Annotated in this window: 13 protein-coding genes; 9 read left to right on the top strand and 4 right to left on the bottom strand. The window is 61.8% G+C overall.

The genetic code is table 11. The features are described 5' to 3' along the window. Positions 1 to 117: 117 nt before the first annotated feature. The 4 genes from ACEN8U_RS10520 to ACEN8U_RS10505 all read right to left on the bottom strand — a co-directional run bounded on the left by ACEN8U_RS10520 (position 118) and on the right by ACEN8U_RS10505 (position 5,319). Positions 118 to 1,242 (bottom strand): cupin domain-containing protein, encoded by a 1,125-nt coding sequence (locus tag ACEN8U_RS10520; RefSeq protein ID WP_310109012.1) that lies wholly within the window; start codon positions 1,240 to 1,242, stop codon positions 118 to 120. A gap of 123 nt (positions 1,243 to 1,365) precedes the next feature. Further along, on the bottom strand, positions 1,366 to 2,535 hold the full coding sequence (locus tag ACEN8U_RS10515) for an aminotransferase class V-fold PLP-dependent enzyme (protein WP_310109010.1): 1,170 nt from the start codon (positions 2,533 to 2,535) through the stop codon (positions 1,366 to 1,368). 9 nt (positions 2,536 to 2,544) lie between these two features. Further along, entirely contained in the window at positions 2,545 to 3,837 is a 1,293-nt protein-coding gene (locus ACEN8U_RS10510) for an MFS transporter (protein WP_310109007.1), read from the bottom strand. A 93-nt stretch (positions 3,838 to 3,930) separates the two neighbouring features. Next, entirely contained in the window at positions 3,931 to 5,319 is a 1,389-nt protein-coding gene (locus ACEN8U_RS10505; protein WP_310109005.1) for a M20 family metallopeptidase, read from the bottom strand. A gap of 82 nt (positions 5,320 to 5,401) precedes the next feature. Between ACEN8U_RS10505 and ACEN8U_RS10500 the strand changes: the two genes are divergently transcribed. The 9 genes from ACEN8U_RS10500 to cyoD all read left to right on the top strand — a co-directional run bounded on the left by ACEN8U_RS10500 (position 5,402) and on the right by cyoD (position 15,858). Further along, positions 5,402 to 6,382, top strand: a complete 981-nt coding sequence (locus ACEN8U_RS10500) for a LysR family transcriptional regulator (RefSeq protein ID WP_310109003.1) — start codon at positions 5,402 to 5,404, stop codon at positions 6,380 to 6,382. A 208-nt stretch (positions 6,383 to 6,590) separates the two neighbouring features. Continuing rightward, positions 6,591 to 8,369 (top strand): L-arabinonate dehydratase, encoded by a 1,779-nt coding sequence (araD, locus tag ACEN8U_RS10495; protein WP_310109001.1) that lies wholly within the window; start codon positions 6,591 to 6,593, stop codon positions 8,367 to 8,369. A 16-nt stretch (positions 8,370 to 8,385) separates the two neighbouring features. Next, positions 8,386 to 9,120, top strand: coding sequence for a ribonuclease activity regulator RraA (locus ACEN8U_RS10490; RefSeq protein WP_310108998.1), 735 nt, complete (start codon positions 8,386 to 8,388; stop codon positions 9,118 to 9,120). 90 nt (positions 9,121 to 9,210) lie between these two features. Continuing rightward, on the top strand, positions 9,211 to 10,539 hold the full coding sequence (locus ACEN8U_RS10485) for an MFS transporter (RefSeq protein WP_310108996.1): 1,329 nt from the start codon (positions 9,211 to 9,213) through the stop codon (positions 10,537 to 10,539). Between the two features lie 119 nt (positions 10,540 to 10,658). Continuing rightward, a complete protein-coding gene (locus tag ACEN8U_RS10480) occupies positions 10,659 to 11,726 on the top strand; it encodes a LacI family DNA-binding transcriptional regulator (protein ID WP_310108994.1) in 1,068 nt (355 codons plus the stop codon). Between the two features lie 287 nt (positions 11,727 to 12,013). Next, positions 12,014 to 12,904, top strand: a complete 891-nt coding sequence (cyoA, locus tag ACEN8U_RS10475) for a ubiquinol oxidase subunit II (protein WP_310108992.1) — start codon at positions 12,014 to 12,016, stop codon at positions 12,902 to 12,904. Between the two features lie 3 nt (positions 12,905 to 12,907). Beyond that, a complete protein-coding gene (gene cyoB, locus ACEN8U_RS10470; RefSeq protein WP_310108988.1) occupies positions 12,908 to 14,914 on the top strand; it encodes a cytochrome o ubiquinol oxidase subunit I in 2,007 nt (668 codons plus the stop codon). A 3-nt stretch (positions 14,915 to 14,917) separates the two neighbouring features. Beyond that, positions 14,918 to 15,526 carry a cytochrome o ubiquinol oxidase subunit III gene (gene cyoC / locus ACEN8U_RS10465; protein ID WP_310108985.1) on the top strand — a complete coding sequence of 203 codons (609 nt, stop codon included), beginning with the start codon at positions 14,918 to 14,920 and terminating at the stop codon, positions 15,524 to 15,526. After that, positions 15,526 to 15,858, top strand: a complete 333-nt coding sequence (gene cyoD / locus ACEN8U_RS10460; protein ID WP_310108983.1) for a cytochrome o ubiquinol oxidase subunit IV — start codon at positions 15,526 to 15,528, stop codon at positions 15,856 to 15,858. The genes cyoC and cyoD overlap by 1 nt, the downstream gene beginning before the upstream one ends. The last annotated feature ends 784 nt before the right edge of the window (positions 15,859 to 16,642 follow it).

The raw sequence follows: 16,642 nt of genomic DNA, 5'->3' as shown, positions 1-16,642 counted from the left end.
TAAGTTTGAGTTCCACGGCGGACGGGCGAGGAACAGCATGGACCCCTGGTGCAACGCGACACGACAAAGGTGCGGCGTCTCGAATGAGCGCCGCGTCTTTCTTCTTCCTTGCTGAAATCAGGTCAACGAGAAATCTGCAGGCAGCGTGACTTCAAGCAGTTCGAGATCCGCGCTGCACTGCGCGAGTGTGTAGGAGAGCTCGCCTGGAATCGCGATGCTGTCATCGGCCTTGAGATGCCAGCGCTGCTCGCCTTGAGCGACCTCAAGGCTGCCTGCCAGCACGAAGAAGAAACAGAATTCGGTGCTATGCCGGCGTGTCGCCGGTTCGCTGCTGTGGGCCATGCGCACGACGCGCACGCCCGCGAGCCCGTTCGTCGCCGAGCCGATGCCCGTGTCCGCAACGACGAAACCCGGCGACGTCCACGGTTTCCAGCTCGCGTCCTTCGCAATGTGGCGCACGAAGCGCTGCCCGTTGAAGTCGCGCTCGGGCCTGAAAAAGCGCGTCGGCAGCGTCATTTCGTGATCGACCATGGTGATGTGCTCGGCGGGACTGCCGAGTTCCACCACTTCGGCGCCGGCTGAACTTTCGAGCACGCGGTGCCGGATTTCAGGCGGCTGAAGCACGCAGTCGCCCGCTTCCAGGATGAAGGGCTCGCCCTGGTCTTCATAGACGAGCCGCACCCAGCCTTTGCGGCAAAAAATGGTCTGGAAGCGGACTTTGTGAAAGTGCACGTAATCCGGCACCGGCCCGCCTTCGAGAATGCGGATGTGCGACGCGATGAATGCACCGCCATGGCGCTCGGGCAGAAGATCGCGATATCGCATACCGGCCCGCCCGACGCTCCAGTGCGCATTGCCGTCCGCATGCGCGAGCACGAGTTGCTGGCGCGTGGGCGGCAGCGTCATCGGCGGATTCGCGTGGACGAGGCGCACAGTCACGCCGTTCGGCGCAATCAGATCGCGTGCATCGCCCGGCAGTTGCGCGGGGTCGTCGCATAGAACCTGCAATGTGCGCACGCCGTCGGCGATGTCGAGGCCCAGTTTGATCCTGAAGCCGTCACGCGAAAGAAGTGCGGTGCGCGGGCCGTCGGCGGGAAAGATCGCGTCGAGGCGAAAGCCGAGCCGCGCGATGAAAAAGTGCATCGTGGCCGGCAGGTCCGTGCAGTTCATGGGCACGAGAAAGCCCTGCACGCCGGCGATAGCGGCTTCAACGTCGCCGCAAACCTGAGAAGATGAGTTCATGGGAATTCGCATTCGGTTTGAAAGGGCAGAAGTGGCGCATGATGCATGCGCACACCGGCGGCCCCGTCAGCACGCAGGCGATGCCAATGCGGCGCGGCGCTCGCGAAAGAGCGCGCGCGAATCTCATCGCGGCAAGCATTGCGCAAGCCGTTCGAGTCCCGCGGACGTCGTGCAAACGCCCGGCGAGAAGCGCAGCGTGCGGCTGCGCGAATCGACGAACACGCCCGCGTGCTTGAGTTGCACGACCAGTTGCGCCGCATTCAGGTGCGCGGGCGCTTCGGCCATGATGCTGCCGCCGCGCTCGTCGTCGTTGCGCGGGGACAGCAGGCGGTAGCCTTTCTGGTCGAGCATCGCAATCAGTTGATGGCTTAGCGCGAGGTTGTGCTCGCGCACGCTGCCCCGCGGCTGGGAACGCATCCACGTCATGCCGGGTTGCGATGCGACGAACGGCAGGACTGACGGCGTGCCGGTGTCGAAGCGGCGCGCGTCAGGTGCATAGGCGAATGCGTCGATGTTCCAGTTGAACGGGTCTTCCTGGCTGAACCAGCCGCGCACGGCAGGCGCGGCGCCTTGCGTGAGCGCATGCGGTGCGATGTAGCCGAGCCCTGTGCCCGGCGCGCCGCACAGCCACTTGAGCGTGGAGCCGCAGACGAAGTCGAAGGGCGTCGCGTTCAGATCGAAGGGCAAAATGCCGATGCCTTGTGTTACGTCGAGCGCCGCGAGACTCCCGCGGCGTCGGGCCTGGTCGCACATTGCCGCCAGGTTTGCGCGCTTCGACGTGAGCGACGACACCCATGTCACGAGCGCGAGCGCGACATCTGCTGTCCATGCTTCGATGAAATCTTCGTCGCGCACATACGCTTCGTCTTGACGCACGGCAACGGTGCGCAGCGTAAAGCCACGCCTTGCAGCGAGGCCCGACAGCAGAAAATGCAGGCTCGGGAAACAGTCCGCTGCGATGAGCACGGTGCGACCGCGCAGCGTTTCATCCGCGAGACCGTCGAGATAGCGTGCAAATGTATCGGTGACGTTTTGCGCGCCGAACACGTGGGCCGGCTGTACGCCGATCAGGGCGGCCCAATCGGTCAGCAGTGCCCCGCGGGCCGCGAGCGCGGCGTCCCAGCGGCTGTCGTCGGGCGCGCACCAGCTTGCGGCGAACTCGCCGAGCGCCCGAGTCATCGCTTCGCGGTGGCCCGGATACACGCCAACCGAGTGATACATGAGCCAGCCGCTAAAATCATCCGCGGATGAAGCGTGGTGCATGACGAGCTTTTCCATGGTTTCGGTGAGCATGTTCGCGACTCAGATGTGCTTGACGAGCCTGAAGTGGTAAAGCGCAACGCAGGCGAGGCTCAGTACGGCGCACGCCATCAGATAGAAGGCGGGCGACAACGGGTCGTGCGTCGCGCCGATCATCGCGGTGACGAGCCACGGCGTGAATCCGCCGAACACCATCACGCCGAGGTTGTAGCTGAAGCCGAGTCCCGTGCTGCGAACGTGGGTGGGAAAGAGCGACGAGAGCACGGCGGCGAGCGGACCGAAATAGATTGCCTTCAGGATGCCGGCCAGCGCCATGATTGCAATCAGCACTGCGAATGAAGGGCTTTTGACGAGCCACACGAAGCACGGATAGATGGTCGCCAGCGTGGCGATCGCGGAGATCACCATCATGCGGCTGCGCCCATAGCGATCCGACAGGTGGCCCATGAGAGGCGTGAACACCATCAGAATGGTGCCAGTCACCACCGTGGCCGCGAATCCCGTCGATGCCGGCAGATGAAGCTGTTTTACCGCATAGGTCGGCATATAGAGAATCATCAGATAGCTTGCGGCCGTGGAGACGGCCATGATGCCCGCGGCGATCAGAATGCGGGCCTTGCTGTGCGCAAGCAGTTCTCGCACCGGCGCATCGTGCGTGGCGGCGTGGCCCGCGGCGGGCAGCGTATCGTCGATATGCTTGCGAATATACAGGCCGACCGGCGCCACCAGCAGCCCGAAGATGAAGGGCGCGCGCCAGCCCCACGATTCGATTTGCGCGGGCGAAAGCTGCGTGCTGAGCGCGAGCCCCGCGCAGGAGGCCAGCACTGTGCTCATGCCCTGACTGGAAAACTGCCAGCTGCCGAGAAACGATTTGCGGTTGCTTTTCTGCTCGATCATGAGGGCGGTGCCGCTGCCGAATTCGCCCCCGGTCGAGAACGAGATCAGAATGCGTGCCGTCATGAGACCGATGGGTGCCGCGATGCCGATCGATGCATACGTCGGAATCACCGCGCAGATCAGCGTGCCGATCGTGGTGAGTGCAAGCGCTGCGAGCAGCGCTGCCTTGCGCCCGCGCCGGTCCGCGTAACGGCCGAGCAACAGCGCACCCAGCGGCCGGAACACATAGGAAAGACCGAAGGTGCCGAAGGTCAGCAGCAGCGAGACGGTTTCGTCATGGGCGGGGAAGAAGAGCTTCGAGAGCGTGACAGCGAAGAAGCCATACGCGGCGAAGTCGAACCACTCTAGCGCATTGCCGATGCTCGTTGCGACGATCAAACGCCGCATGGGCGTCGTGCTTGTCGGTTGCACGCGATCCTCGATAACAGTCGAATTCATGATGTGTGTTCCGTGCGAGAGGCCCAGGGTGTCGGAAATAGCGGAAATCGTGCAAACCGTGGCCAGGCGGTGCCAGGTCGCAGCCAGGCTGCGTCAACCGGCGTGCGGCACATCGGGCTCGCCAAGATCCCAGAACACGCCCGTCATCAGTTGCAACGCTTCCTGCATGACGGGTGCGAGCACGTGTTCGTCGGGCGCGTGCTGACGGCAGCCGGGATACGAATGCGGAATCCAGATCGTCGCGAGGCCCAGCGTGTCGGCGAAACATTCGTTCGGAATCGTGCCGCCCAGGTTGGGCAGCAACGTCACCGGCTTGCCGGTCGACGCCTCGATCGAGCGCTCGGTGAATGCCACCCACGGGTCGTTCGGGTCGAGCCGCGTCGCGTTGCCTGACGCTTCGATCGTTACTTCGATATCCTTATAACCTTCGCGTGCGAGGTGCGCCTCGATCAGCTCCTTCGCGCGCCGCCAGTCGGTGCCGACCACAAAGCGCAATTGGCAAACGGCTTCTGCCGCGCGCGGAATCGCACTCACCGGGTTGGTCACATTGCCGGCCTGCATCGCGAGCACTTCGAGGGTGTTCCATGCGAAGACGCGTTCGGCGGGCGTGAGGCCCGGCTCGCCCCAATTCGCCGACAGCGGCGGATCGCCTTCGTCGCTGCCGACCTGCAGATGCGCGACGCGCTCGCGCACTTGCGGCGGAATCGGCGGCGGCAGTAGTCCGTTCACGCGAATTCTGCCGTGACCGTCGACGAGACTCGCGAGCGCATTGGCGAGCACGGTTGCCGGATTCGCCAGCACGCCGCCCCAGTTGCCGGAATGCCGCGCGCCGAATGCATTGGCCACGCGCAATCTGAAATGCAATGCGCCGCGTGAGCCGAGGAAAACCGTGGGCGAGGCGGCGCGCTGGCGCGGTCCGTCGGAGGCGATCAGCAAATCGGCGGACAAGCGCTCGCGCAAGTTTGCGCAGATTGCGCCGAGCCCCGGCGATCCCACTTCTTCGCCCATTTCGAACACGATCTTCGCGTTAAAGCCGAGCTCGCCGCGTTCGGCGAAAACGGCCGACAGCGCGGCGAGATTGATGGAATGCTGCGCCTTGTTGTCCGCGATGCCGCGGCCATACCAGCGTTCGCCTTCCACGCGCACTTGCCACGGCGAGCGTTCGTTGGTCCAGTTGGCGGCGTCGCCGTCGATCACGTCGCCGTGGCCATACAGCAGCACGGTAGGGCGCGCCGGAGATTCAATGCGTTCGCCGATCAGAAAAGGCGGCATGCCGGGCACAGGGTTTTCCATGATCTCGCAGGTAAACCCTAGTGCGGCGAGTGCGCCTGCAATTTCGTCGGAGAGATAGCGGCGCAACAGCGGCGCGGCGTCGGCGCGCTGGCTTTCCGTTGCAATGGCGACGCGCCGGCTTAAAGTCGAGAGGAAGTCGCCGCTGTCGAAATGCGAACGGGCGAGGGCGAGAGCGCTTTGTCGTGACATGGTCGTGAGGCTGATTTAAATCCGGTGTCCCCAGATTAGCGGGGCGCAAGTATTTTTGTATTCGCAATCAAACAAGGTACATTTGCGTTCAACGCAAACCTCGGCCTGCGGCGCGTCTCTGCCGGCCGCCTCGCTCATCGACGCCATGCGCAAACTGCTGGAGCCTTCGCTTTATTATTTTTCGGTCGTCGCTCAAACCGGCTCCCTGACTTCGGCGACCGAGAAGCTCGGCCTCACCGTGTCCGCGTTGAGCCGGCATATCGCGAAGCTCGAAGGCGATATCGGCGTGCCTCTGTTCGAGCGTCATGCGCGCGGCATGGTGCTTTCGCACGCGGGGCGACTGCTCTTTCGTCACGCGCAGCGCACGCTCACCGACGCGCAGGCGGTGTTCGATGAAATCCAGGGCGACGAGCGGCGGCGCGCACGCATGCTGACCATTGCGTGCACCGAAGGTTTTGCTTTCGACTTCTTGCCTGTCTCGCTAGGCGCGTTCTGCGACAAGCATCACAACGTGACCATCAAGCTGGAAGTCGTGCCTTCCGAGCGGGCGAGCCAGATGCTGTTATCCGGTGAGGCGTCGATGTCGCTCGCCTTCACATTCAAGCCCGAGCCCGGTGTGGTCGTGCAGTTCACGCAGCGCGCGCCGGTGATGGCGCTGATGCATGACGATCATCCGCTCGCGAGCAGGACGACGGTCGCGCTGAAAGATCTCGCCGCGTATCCGGTGCTGCTGCAGGACAAAGGCACGACCAACCGGCAGCTGTTCGACATTGCATGCAGTGTCGAGGGCATCGAAATCGAGCCGATGATGACGAGCCGCTACGTCGCCGCGCTCTACCGTTTCGCGCAGGTGGTGCCGAACGCGGTCATGCCGTCGGGCTATGTGTCGGTGGCGAAACGCCTCGCCGTAGACCATCTCACTGCCATTGCCTTCGACAACCCGTTGCTCGCGCAACGAAGGCTCCAGGTCATCACGCTCGCGGGACGTCAGCTCGACGACCTGGCGCAGGCGTGCCTCGAGTGGATCATCGAGGATTTGAAGCGGACTTCGGAGCGGGCCTGAACGGCACCGCTTCGAGCCGCGTGGCTCCCGGCATCGCGCAGTCGATGTAATGCAGCCCCCGTTGCTTCAACGGCGCGTGCATGTTGTCGACCGGCGGCGGGCTCAGTGATATCCCTGAGCGACAGCCGACGATGGTATCGCTACCATCGCACTCATTCCGAAAGCTACCGTCCTGCCGCGCCGTGTGCGACAGGATGGTAGCGATACCATGGAGACGGCAGTGGCGAACCGCAAAACATTCGAAGAGTTGCGCAGTTATCGCTGGTATGGCGTGAACGACCTTCGTTCGTTCGGTCATCGGTCGCGCACCGCGCAAATGGGCTATCACGCGTCCGATTACATGGGCAAGCCGGTGATCGCCGTGGTCAACACGTGGAGCGAGATCAATTCGTGCCACACGCATTTCAAGCAGCGCGTGGAGGAAGTCAAGCGCGGCATCTGGCAGGCCGGCGGTTTCCCGGTCGAGATGCCGGTCATGACGCTCGCCGAGCCGTTCCAGAAGCCCACGACGATGCTTTACCGCAATTTCCTCGCCATGGAGACCGAGGAAATTTTGAAGTCCTATCCATTCGACGGCTGCGTGCTGATGGGCGGTTGCGACAAGACGACGCCCGGCCTTATGATGGGTGCGATCAGCATGAACCTGCCGGCCATCTTTTTGCCCGCGGGTCCGATGCTGCGCGGCAACTGGAACGGCCGCACGCTCGGCAGCGGTTCCGACACGTGGAAATACTGGGCCGAGTTGCGCGCGGGCAAGATCACCGAAGACGAGTGGAAGGGTATAGAGAGCGGCATTGCGCGCTCGCCTGGTCATTGCATGACGATGGGCACGGCTTCGACGATGACGAGCGCGGCGGAAGCGCTCGGCCTCACGCTGCCGGGCTTTTCGTCGATTCCTGCCGTCGATTCGCGCCATGCGCAGTTCGCGTCGCTGACCGGGCAGCGCATTGTCGAGATGGTGTGGACCGACGTGAAGCCGTCGGACATTCTCACGGCGAAATCGTTCGATAACGCGGTGACCACCGTGCTCGCCATGTCGGGCTCGACCAACGCGATCGTGCATCTGGTGGCTGTCGCACGCCGCGCCGGTATCGACCTGACGACCGCGCGCTTCGACGAACTCTCGCGCATTACGCCGGTGATCGGCAATCTGCGTCCATCGGGCCAATACCTGATGGAAGACTTCTTTTATGCCGGCGGCCTGCGCGCGCTGCTGGTGGAGCTGGGCGATCTGATCGACGGTTCGCAAATGACGGTCAACGGCTCGACGCTCGGCGAAAACATTGAGGGTGCCGAAATCTTCAACGACGACGTGATCCGCCGGCGCAGCAACCCGGTGGTGGCAAGCGACGGCCTCGCGGTGCTGACCGGCAACCTGGCACCCGACGGCGCGGTGATCAAGCCCGCCGCGATGGAAGCGCATCTGCTCAGGCATCGCGGTCGCGCCGTGGTGTTCAAGGACTACGCAGACATGGCGGCGCGCATCGACATGGAAGAACTGGACGTCACCGCCGATTCGGTGATCGTGCTGCAGCACGCGGGCCCGGTCGGCGCGCCGGGCATGCCCGAATGGGGGCAACTGCCGATTCCGCAAAAGCTCCTGAAACAAGGGGTGCGCGACATGGTGCGCATTTCCGACGCGCGTATGAGCGGCACGAGTTACGGCGCCTGCGTCCTGCATGTGGCGCCGGAGTCGTTTGTCGGTGGACCGCTCGCGCTCGTGAAGGACGGCGACATCATCGAACTGGACGTGGCCGCGCGGCGCTTGCATCTGGAAGTGAGCGACGAAGAACTCGCCGCGCGCAAAGCGGCGTGGCAACCGCCGAAGCTTCCTTTCGAGCGCGGCTTCGGCGTGATGCATCAGTTGCACGTACTGCAGGCGGACAAGGGCTGCGACTTCGATTTTTTGGAAGAGCCGGTGAAGCCGGCCGCAGCGGCGGTGCATGACACACCCGATGCGAAGCGCGGCGAGCCCGAGATCCACTAATTCAAACGGAGTCCTTATGACTGAATCTGAAATAGCCGTAAGCGATGCGACGCTCGAACAACTGAGACACGTCAGCACGGCTACGTTGACCACACAGCTCTTCAAGCGCGGTTTGCGCAACGTGTTTCTGCAAGGCGTCGCGCCGCTCGCGAAGCCCGCGCCGGGCGCGCCGAATCTCGTCGGGCCGGCGTTCACGCTGCGCAATATTCCGGCGCGTGAAGATCTGGATCACGTCGGCGTGTTTCAGGACCCGGACCATCCGCAGCGCAAGGCCGTCGAGACCGCGCCCGCCGGCAGCGTGCTCGTGCAGGATTGCCGCGGCGAGCGTTCGGTGGCCTCCGTCGGCTCGATTCTCGCGTTGCGCCTCGCGAAGCGCGGTGTCGCGGGCATGGTGTCGGACGGCCCCGTGCGAGACAGCGGGACGATCGCGGCGCTGGGCTTGCCGATCTGGTGCGCGGGCGCGAGCGCGCCGCTCAATCTCGCGAAACATCATGCCGTTGACATGAATGTGCCGATCGCGTGCGGCGGCGTGCCGGTGTATCCGGGCGACGTCGTGGTGGCGGATGTGGACGGCGTGGTCATCGTGCCGCGCGAGATGGCCGCTGATGTCGCGCGCGACGCCGCCGAGCAGGAACAGCTCGAAGTGTTCATCGCAAAGCGTATCGAAGAAGGGCGCCCGTTGCGCGGCACCTATCCGCCCAACGAGGAAACCATGGCCGCTTACGCGCAATGGCGCGCACAACAGTCGTAAGCAGCGCGGCGCTTTCGCTCGCCAGCGGCATTCACGCCTCAATCATCGCAAAACACAGCTCGCGCGAAGTACGCGGCCGTAGGAGACACTGTGAGCACCACGACACCGGCAATTGCCGAATCGCGTCTGATCAACCGCCTCGCCCTCCGCTTGATGCCGCTATTGGGGTTGCTCTATCTGGTCGCCTATATCGACCGCTCCAATATCAGCTTCGCGAAGCTGCAGATGCTCGGCAGCCTCGGGCTTTCCGAAGTCGCGTACGGGCTCGGTGCGTCGCTGTTCTTTATCGGCTACCTGATTTTCGAAGTGCCCAGCAACGTGATGCTGCACAAGTACGGCGCGCCGCGCTGGATGGCGCGCATCATGTTCACGTGGGGCGTGGTGACGATACTGCTCGCCTTCACGACGAACGCCACCATGTTCTACGTGCTGCGTTTTCTGCTCGGCGCGTCGGAAGCTGGGTTATATCCTGGTGTGATCTACTATCTGACGTTGTGGTTTCCGGCGCGGCACCGCGTGCGCATGCTCGGCTATTTCACGGTGGGCAGCAGTCTCGGCAATATGCTCGGCGCGCCGATCTGCGGCTGGCTGCTGGACAAGGGCGGCCTCGCGGGTCTCGAAGGCTGGCAGCTCGTCTTCATCGTGACTGGGCTGCCCTCCGTGCTGTTGACGGTGGTCGTGCTGTTCCTGCTGCCCGCGTCGCCGAAAGAAGCGAAGTTTCTTTCCGCCGACGAAAAAAACTGGCTCACCAGCACGCTCGACGCCGAGCGCGCGCAGATCAAGGCGAGCGTCCCAACGCGCGATTCGCTGCTGAGCGTGCTCACCGAGCCGCGCGTGATCGGCATGGCGCTCTATTACATGATGTTGTCCATTTCCGTCTACGGCGTGAGCTACTGGCTGCCGACCCTCGTGAAGGGCTTCGGCGTGAGCAACACGACCAACGGTTTGCTCAACATCATTCCGTGGTTGATGGCGACGATCGTCCTGGCATGGCTGCCTTCCAGGCTGCGTAGCATCGGTAATCGCGCGTTGATTGCAATGCTGGTTTCGGCGCTGCTTGGTGTCATGTGTTTTGCGAGCGCCGTGTTTCTGCCCACCAACACGCTGCGCTTCATCGCGCTGTGTTTCGGCGCACCCTGCATGTATCTGCTGATTCCGTGCTTCTGGACCTTGCCGCCGAAATTCCTGTTCGGGGCGCGTGCCGCGGCGGGCATCGCCGCGATCAACTCGCTCGGCAATATTGGCGGCTTTATCGCACAGAACCTCGTGCCGTGGGTTCGGCAGACTACGGGCAGCGTCAAGGCGCCTATGTTGATTCCGGCGACCTGTCTGCTTGTTTTCGCCGTTGTTACCGTCTTTATTCTGCGTCGCGATAAGAGTGCCCGCGTGACGCAAAGCGCAGTGGCGGTGACCGAGTGAGCGAGGTGAGCCGCTTTGCCCTGCCGCGCGCTGAGCTGAACCGTCCGCGACGTGGCGGGCTTTAGCGCGGCTCGGCACAGTTTAGAATACGCGCGATCCATTTTCCTCTGTCAGCAACCATGCCGAACAAAGAACCGTCCGCAACTGTCGGCGCCGATCTGCCCGACGCGGCAGCGCCCGCGAGGCGCGTGCGCGGCGGTCCGAAAGGCTTGCGCATCACCGATGTGGCCGCGCAGGCGGGCGTTGCGCCGATCACCGTGTCGCGTGTGTTCAACAGTCCGGAAACGGTGGCGCCCGAAACGCTCGAGCGCGTGCGGCAGGTCGTGCAAAAACTGGGCTATGTACCCAACCGGCTGGCGGGCGGTCTGTCGTCGTCGCGCTCGCGGCTGATTGCCGCGATTGTGCCGACCATTGCACATTCGCTCTTTTCCGACACGATTCAGGTATTCAGCGAGGCGATGTCGCGTGCGGGTTACCAGGTGCTGCTCGCGTTGAGCGGCTACGACGGTTCGAGCGAAGAGGCTTTACTCGACGCAGTGCTGAGCCGGCGCCCGGAAGGCGTGCTGCTCACAGGCGTCGCGCACACGGATTCGCTGCGCGCGCGGCTTGCGAACGTCGGTATTCCGATTGTCGAGACCTGGGACATGACGGAACAGCCTATCGACATGCTGGTCGGCTTTTCGCATTACCAGACCGGCGTCGCGGTGGCGGAGCATTTTCTGCAAACGAACAGGCGCAAGCCTGCCCTCGTGTCGGCCAACGACGAGCGTGCACTTGCGCGCCGCCGTGGCTTTCGCGAGCGGCTCGCACGGGCGGGCATCGACGATATTCCCGAAGTTCTCGTCGCGCCGCCGAGTTCGGTGGCGATTGGCAAAGCGGCGCTGCCGCGTTTGATCGAAGAGGCGCGCCATATTGACGCAGTGTTTTGCGGGTCGGACCTCCTTGCGATAGGCGCATTGAGCGCGGCCCGGCAATTGGGGCTGAGCGTTCCGTCGCAACTCGCGATCTGCGGCTTCGGCGACCTGGAGTTCGCGACCGAGACGACGCCGCAACTCACTTCCGTGCACGTCGACGGAACACGCATCGGGCTCACGGCCGCGCGATGCCTGCTGGACCGGCTCGCCGGTTCTGCGCAAAACAAGGTGACCGACGTAGGCTTCGGGATCATTCGGCGCGCCACCACGTAAGCGCGCTTCGGCTATTTTTCCCGCGACACCGCCGGGATTCGCGACGCGTGTCCAGAGGCGTCGCAACTCTTCTCTCCCTCTCGTCTTTTTCTCCGCATGCACTGCAAACGGTGTGTCGCACCTCGCGCACAGCGCCCGGCGTGCCGCGATTGCACTTAGCTTGTCCGAGATCATGTCTCCGATTCAGCGGCGCTTTTAGAATGCGACGGCGCATGAAGTAGTGGTCTGGTCTTCATGGCAAGAACCTTGTGTAGCGTTTCAGACCGGTCCATGGAAATCAGGCAGATATGGTGAATAAGACCTTTGAACGGGTGTCGATACCCTTGGGGGCTGGGCTCGTTGCGTGTCTTTCGGGATGCAGCAAACTGGACGTGCTCGATCCGAAGGGCAGCGTCGGCATGGCGGAAAAGTCGCTGATCAGTACCGCGACAATGGCCATGCTGATAGTCGTCGTGCCGGTGATCGTCATGATCCTCGTGTTCGCGTGGCGTTATCGCGCAAGCAATCGCAACGCGACCTATGCGCCCAGATGGGCGCATTCCACCGCGATCGAAACGGTGGTGTGGACCGTACCCACGCTCATCATTCTGTTCCTCGGCATCCTGACCTGGAATACCACGCACGAACTGGACCCCTACCGGCCGATCGAATCGGCGGTCAAGCCAATTAAAGTCGAGGTGGTGGCGCTCGATTGGAAGTGGCTTTTCATTTATCCGGAACTTGGTGTCGCTTCGGTTAATCAGTTGGCGTTCCCGGTGGGTACGCCAGTCGACTTCAAGATCACCTCCGATTCCGTCATGAACTCGTTCTTCATTCCGCAACTGGGCAGCCAGATATATGCGATGGCCGGCATGCAGACGCAACTGCATCTGATCGCCGACCATGCGGGCGATTACGCCGGTATCTCCGCGAACTATAGCGGCAAGGGCTTTTCGGACATGAAGTTCCGCGCGCTTGCCGTCACGCCTGCGCAGTTCGACGCGTGGGTCGAAAAAGTAAAAGCCTCGCCGCGCAGGCTGGATATGAATGCGTACAACTCGGTCGCGCAACCGAGCGAGAAGGAGCCTGTGAGGTACTTCGCGTCGGTCGATTCCAAGCTCTTCAACAACATCATTGCCAAATACAACAACGGTAATGTCCTTGATCTGCAGAACAGCAATTGCCGTACAAAGGGTTAGCACATGTTCGGAAATCTGACACTCTCCGCGATCCCGTTCGACCAGCCCATCATCATGGGGGCGGGCGCACTGATGCTGGTCATGGTGCTTGCAGTGGTCGCGACACTGACCCGGCTCCATAAATGGAAATGGCTGTGGCACGAGTGGCTCACAAGCGTGGACCACAAGAAGATCGGCGTGATGTATATCGTCGTCGCGGTGTTGATGCTGGTGCGCGGTTTTATCGACGCGGTCATGATGCGTCTGCAACTGGCACTCGCCTATCACTCGCCGGGCTATCTGCCGCCGCATCATTACGACCAGATCTTTACCGCACACGGCGTCATCATGATTTTTTTCATGGCAATGGCGTTGATGGTCGGTCTGTTCAATCTGGTCGTGCCGTTGCAGATCGGCGCGCGTGATGTCGCGTTCCCGTTTCTCAATTCGCTCAGTTTCTGGATGACGGCAATCAGCGCGATCCTGATGAATCTGTCGCTCGTGATCGGCGAGTTTGCTCAGGTCGGCTGGCTCGCGTATCCGCCGTTGTCGGAGTTGCAATTCAGTCCGGGCGTAGGGGTCGATTACTACATATGGAGCCTGCAGTTGTCCGGCGTCGGCACGCTGATCACGGCAATCAACTTCTTCGTGACGATTGTGCGGATGCGCGCGCCCGGCATGACGCTGATGAAAATGCCCGTGTTCACGTGGACCGCGCTGTGTTCGAACGTGCTGATCATGGCGACCTTTCCGATTCTCACGGTGGCGTTGGCGCTGCTCGGCCTCGACCGCTACATGGGCATGCATTTCTTCACGAATGAAGCCGGCGGCAATGCAATGCTGTACCTGAACCTGATCTGGGCATGGGGACATCCGGAGGTCTATATCCTCGTGCTGCCGGCGTTCGGCATCTATTCGGAAGTGATTGCGACGTTCTCGAAGAAGCCGCTGTTCGGTTACCGGACCATGGTCTATGCAACCTGCGCAATCATGGTGCTGGCATTCCTTGTCTGGCTGCATCACTTCTTCACGATGGGCTCGGGGGCGGACGTCAATGTGTTCTTCGGCATCATGACAATGGTCATTGCCATTCCCACCGGCGTGAAGATATTCAACTGGCTGTTCACGATCTATCGGGGACGCCTTGAATTTTCCGCGCCTGTATTGTGGACGATCGGCTTCATGATCACGTTCACGATTGGCGGCATGACCGGCGTGATGATGGCAATTCCCGGCGCGGACTTCGTGCTGCACAACAGTCTCTTTCTGATCGCGCATTTCCATAACGCGATCATCGGTGGGGTCGTTTTTGGCTACCTGGCCGGGTTCCATTACTGGTTCCCGAAAGCATTCGGTTTCAAGCTCAATGAGAAACTCGGCAAGTGCGCTTTCTGGTGCTGGTTCGTGGGCTTCTATGCTTCGTTCATGCCGCTCTACGTGCTGGGCTTCATGGGTATGACGCGGCGTCTGAACCACTATGACAATCCGGCGTGGCATCCGTGGCTGATTGCGGCCGCTTGCGGTGTCGCCTTGATCGCGGTGGGTGTGGTCTTCCAGGTCGCGCAGGTGTGGGTCAGCGTGGTCAACCGCAAGAAGCCCGAGTACCGCGACACGACGGGCGATCCGTGGGACGGCCGCACGCTCGAATGGGCGACCGCGTCGCCGCCGCCGGTGTACAACTTCGCGGTCATCCCGACCGTGCATGAACTCGACGCCTATGCGCACATGAAGGAGGCCGGCAGCCATCACGCAAAAGCGCCGGTGTATCGCGACATTCACATGCCGTCGAATACGAGTGCCGGTTTGTTCATTGGCGCGTTCAGTCTCGCGCTCGGGTTTGCCGGCGTCTGGCACATCACGTGGCTGGCCGTCGCTGCACTCCTCGCGATTGTGGCCACATTGATTGTGCGCAGCTTCGGCGACAACGACGGTTATTACATCTCCGCGGATACAGTGCGGGAAATCGAAGGGAAGCGCGGCCCTGCCGCCGCTGCGGTAGAAAGCCGCGAACTGGAAGCCGTGGAGGCCTGATCGATGTCGCACAAAACACTTTCGCTTTCGCTCGACGACGCGCACGGCGACCACGGTTCGTCGGACACGGTGTTCGGTTTCTGGCTGTATCTGATGACCGACTGTGTGCTGTTCGCCTCGCTCTTCGCAGTGTTTGCGGTCATGTCGAATCAGTTCGCAGGCGGCCCCTCGGGTAAGGACCTATTCGACATCGGCGGCGTCGCCGTCGAGACTGCCGCGCTGCTGTTGAGCAGCATCACATACGGTTTTGCCATGCTGGCAGCACGGCGTCGCAAGTCTGCTGCCGTACTCGGCTGGCTCGCTGTCACGTTTGCGCTGGGACTTGCGTTTCTCGTTCTGGAGATGCGCGAGTTCTCCCATCTCATTGGAGAGGGCGCCGGCCCCGGCCGCAGCGCGTTCCTGTCATCGTTTTTTACGTTAGTCGCGACGCACGGGCTGCATGTCACGGTCGGACTTGTGTGGATGGTCGTACTGGCCGCGCAGGTGGTACGCGCGCCGGAATTGTCGGAGCGCCAAATCACGCGTCTCACGTGTCTCAGTCTTTTCTGGCATTTCCTCGACATTGTGTGGATCTGCGTTTTCTCGTTTGTCTATTTGGGGAGCGTGCTGTAATGGCTCACATGCAATCACTTTCGGCGGATTCGAGCCATGGCAGCGTGCGAGGCTACGTCTGCGGCTTCGTGCTCTCAGTTGCGCTGACCACGGCGGCGTTCTGGCTAGTCATGCGCGGTGCTTTTCCCGCGCAAACGGCGATGATCGCGCTGTCGGTTCTCGCCTTCGTGCAAATAGTCGTGCACCTCGCGTTTTTTCTGCATGTCGACATGGCGGCCGGGCAGCGCTGGAACGTCATGGCGCTCGCCTATACGGCGTTGGCCGCGCTGTTCCTGATCGGCGGCACCGTGTGGGTTATGCACAATGTCAGCATGAACATGATGTCCCGCTAGACGGGGCAGACGAGTTGTATCAGCCGTTGCTGTGGGGAGTGCGGTCGACCGGACTCCCCGCAGCCTTGGTTTCCATGACGCGCACCGCCGCGGTCTCTCTTGCGCGTCAGTCTGCGCAACAGTCGTGAAAGCGCCGAATAAAAAACCGACAGCAGCGCAACGCGACGTTTGCGATATCCATTCGCACCGCGAGCTAATATCCCTGCATATCAACTATCGCCCCTGATTCTTGTCTGTCTGGGAGCTTCTCGGCGTTTATCGAGCGCCAGCATTATTAACGCTTCCGATTTTAAGGGGCTTCTCGCGAGTTGATGGTGAGCACGGGCCGACTATATCAATCGCCTGTCGTGTTTGACGCTTTGCGGCGCACCGGCGCCCGAGGTGCGCACCGCGTTGAGCGTGCTTTACAACGGCGTTCTTCGTGGTCCCTTCGCGCAGTGAGACCCGAAGATAGCGTTAACCACGAGAAAGGAAATTTCGTACTATGTTTCGGTGCGGAAAATTCCATCCGGCACTTGCTGGGCAGTTATTGCGTTCCGCCCGTATTTCATCTGATGATGGCATTTATTTCTCATCGATGAGGCGGGGTCACAGCGCCAAAGAAAGAATTACTGTCGAAATGAACGCTTTGGAAAGATGTTGCTAGGGTCGGATTCTTAGACCTTAAGTCCATCTAATCTTCCGATCATCATCGGAAAGCAGGAATTTTCGCGCGATGCGAAGTTCTCAGAAAGATTCCTGCTTTTTGGCCGAAAAGCACTACTTTCCATGTGACCGGCCCTGC

It is taken from the genome of Paraburkholderia phenoliruptrix, from assembly GCF_047325075.1.
GTDB lineage: Bacteria > Pseudomonadota > Gammaproteobacteria > Burkholderiales > Burkholderiaceae > Paraburkholderia > Paraburkholderia phenoliruptrix.
This window is presented reverse-complemented; position numbering and strand designations above follow the sequence as displayed.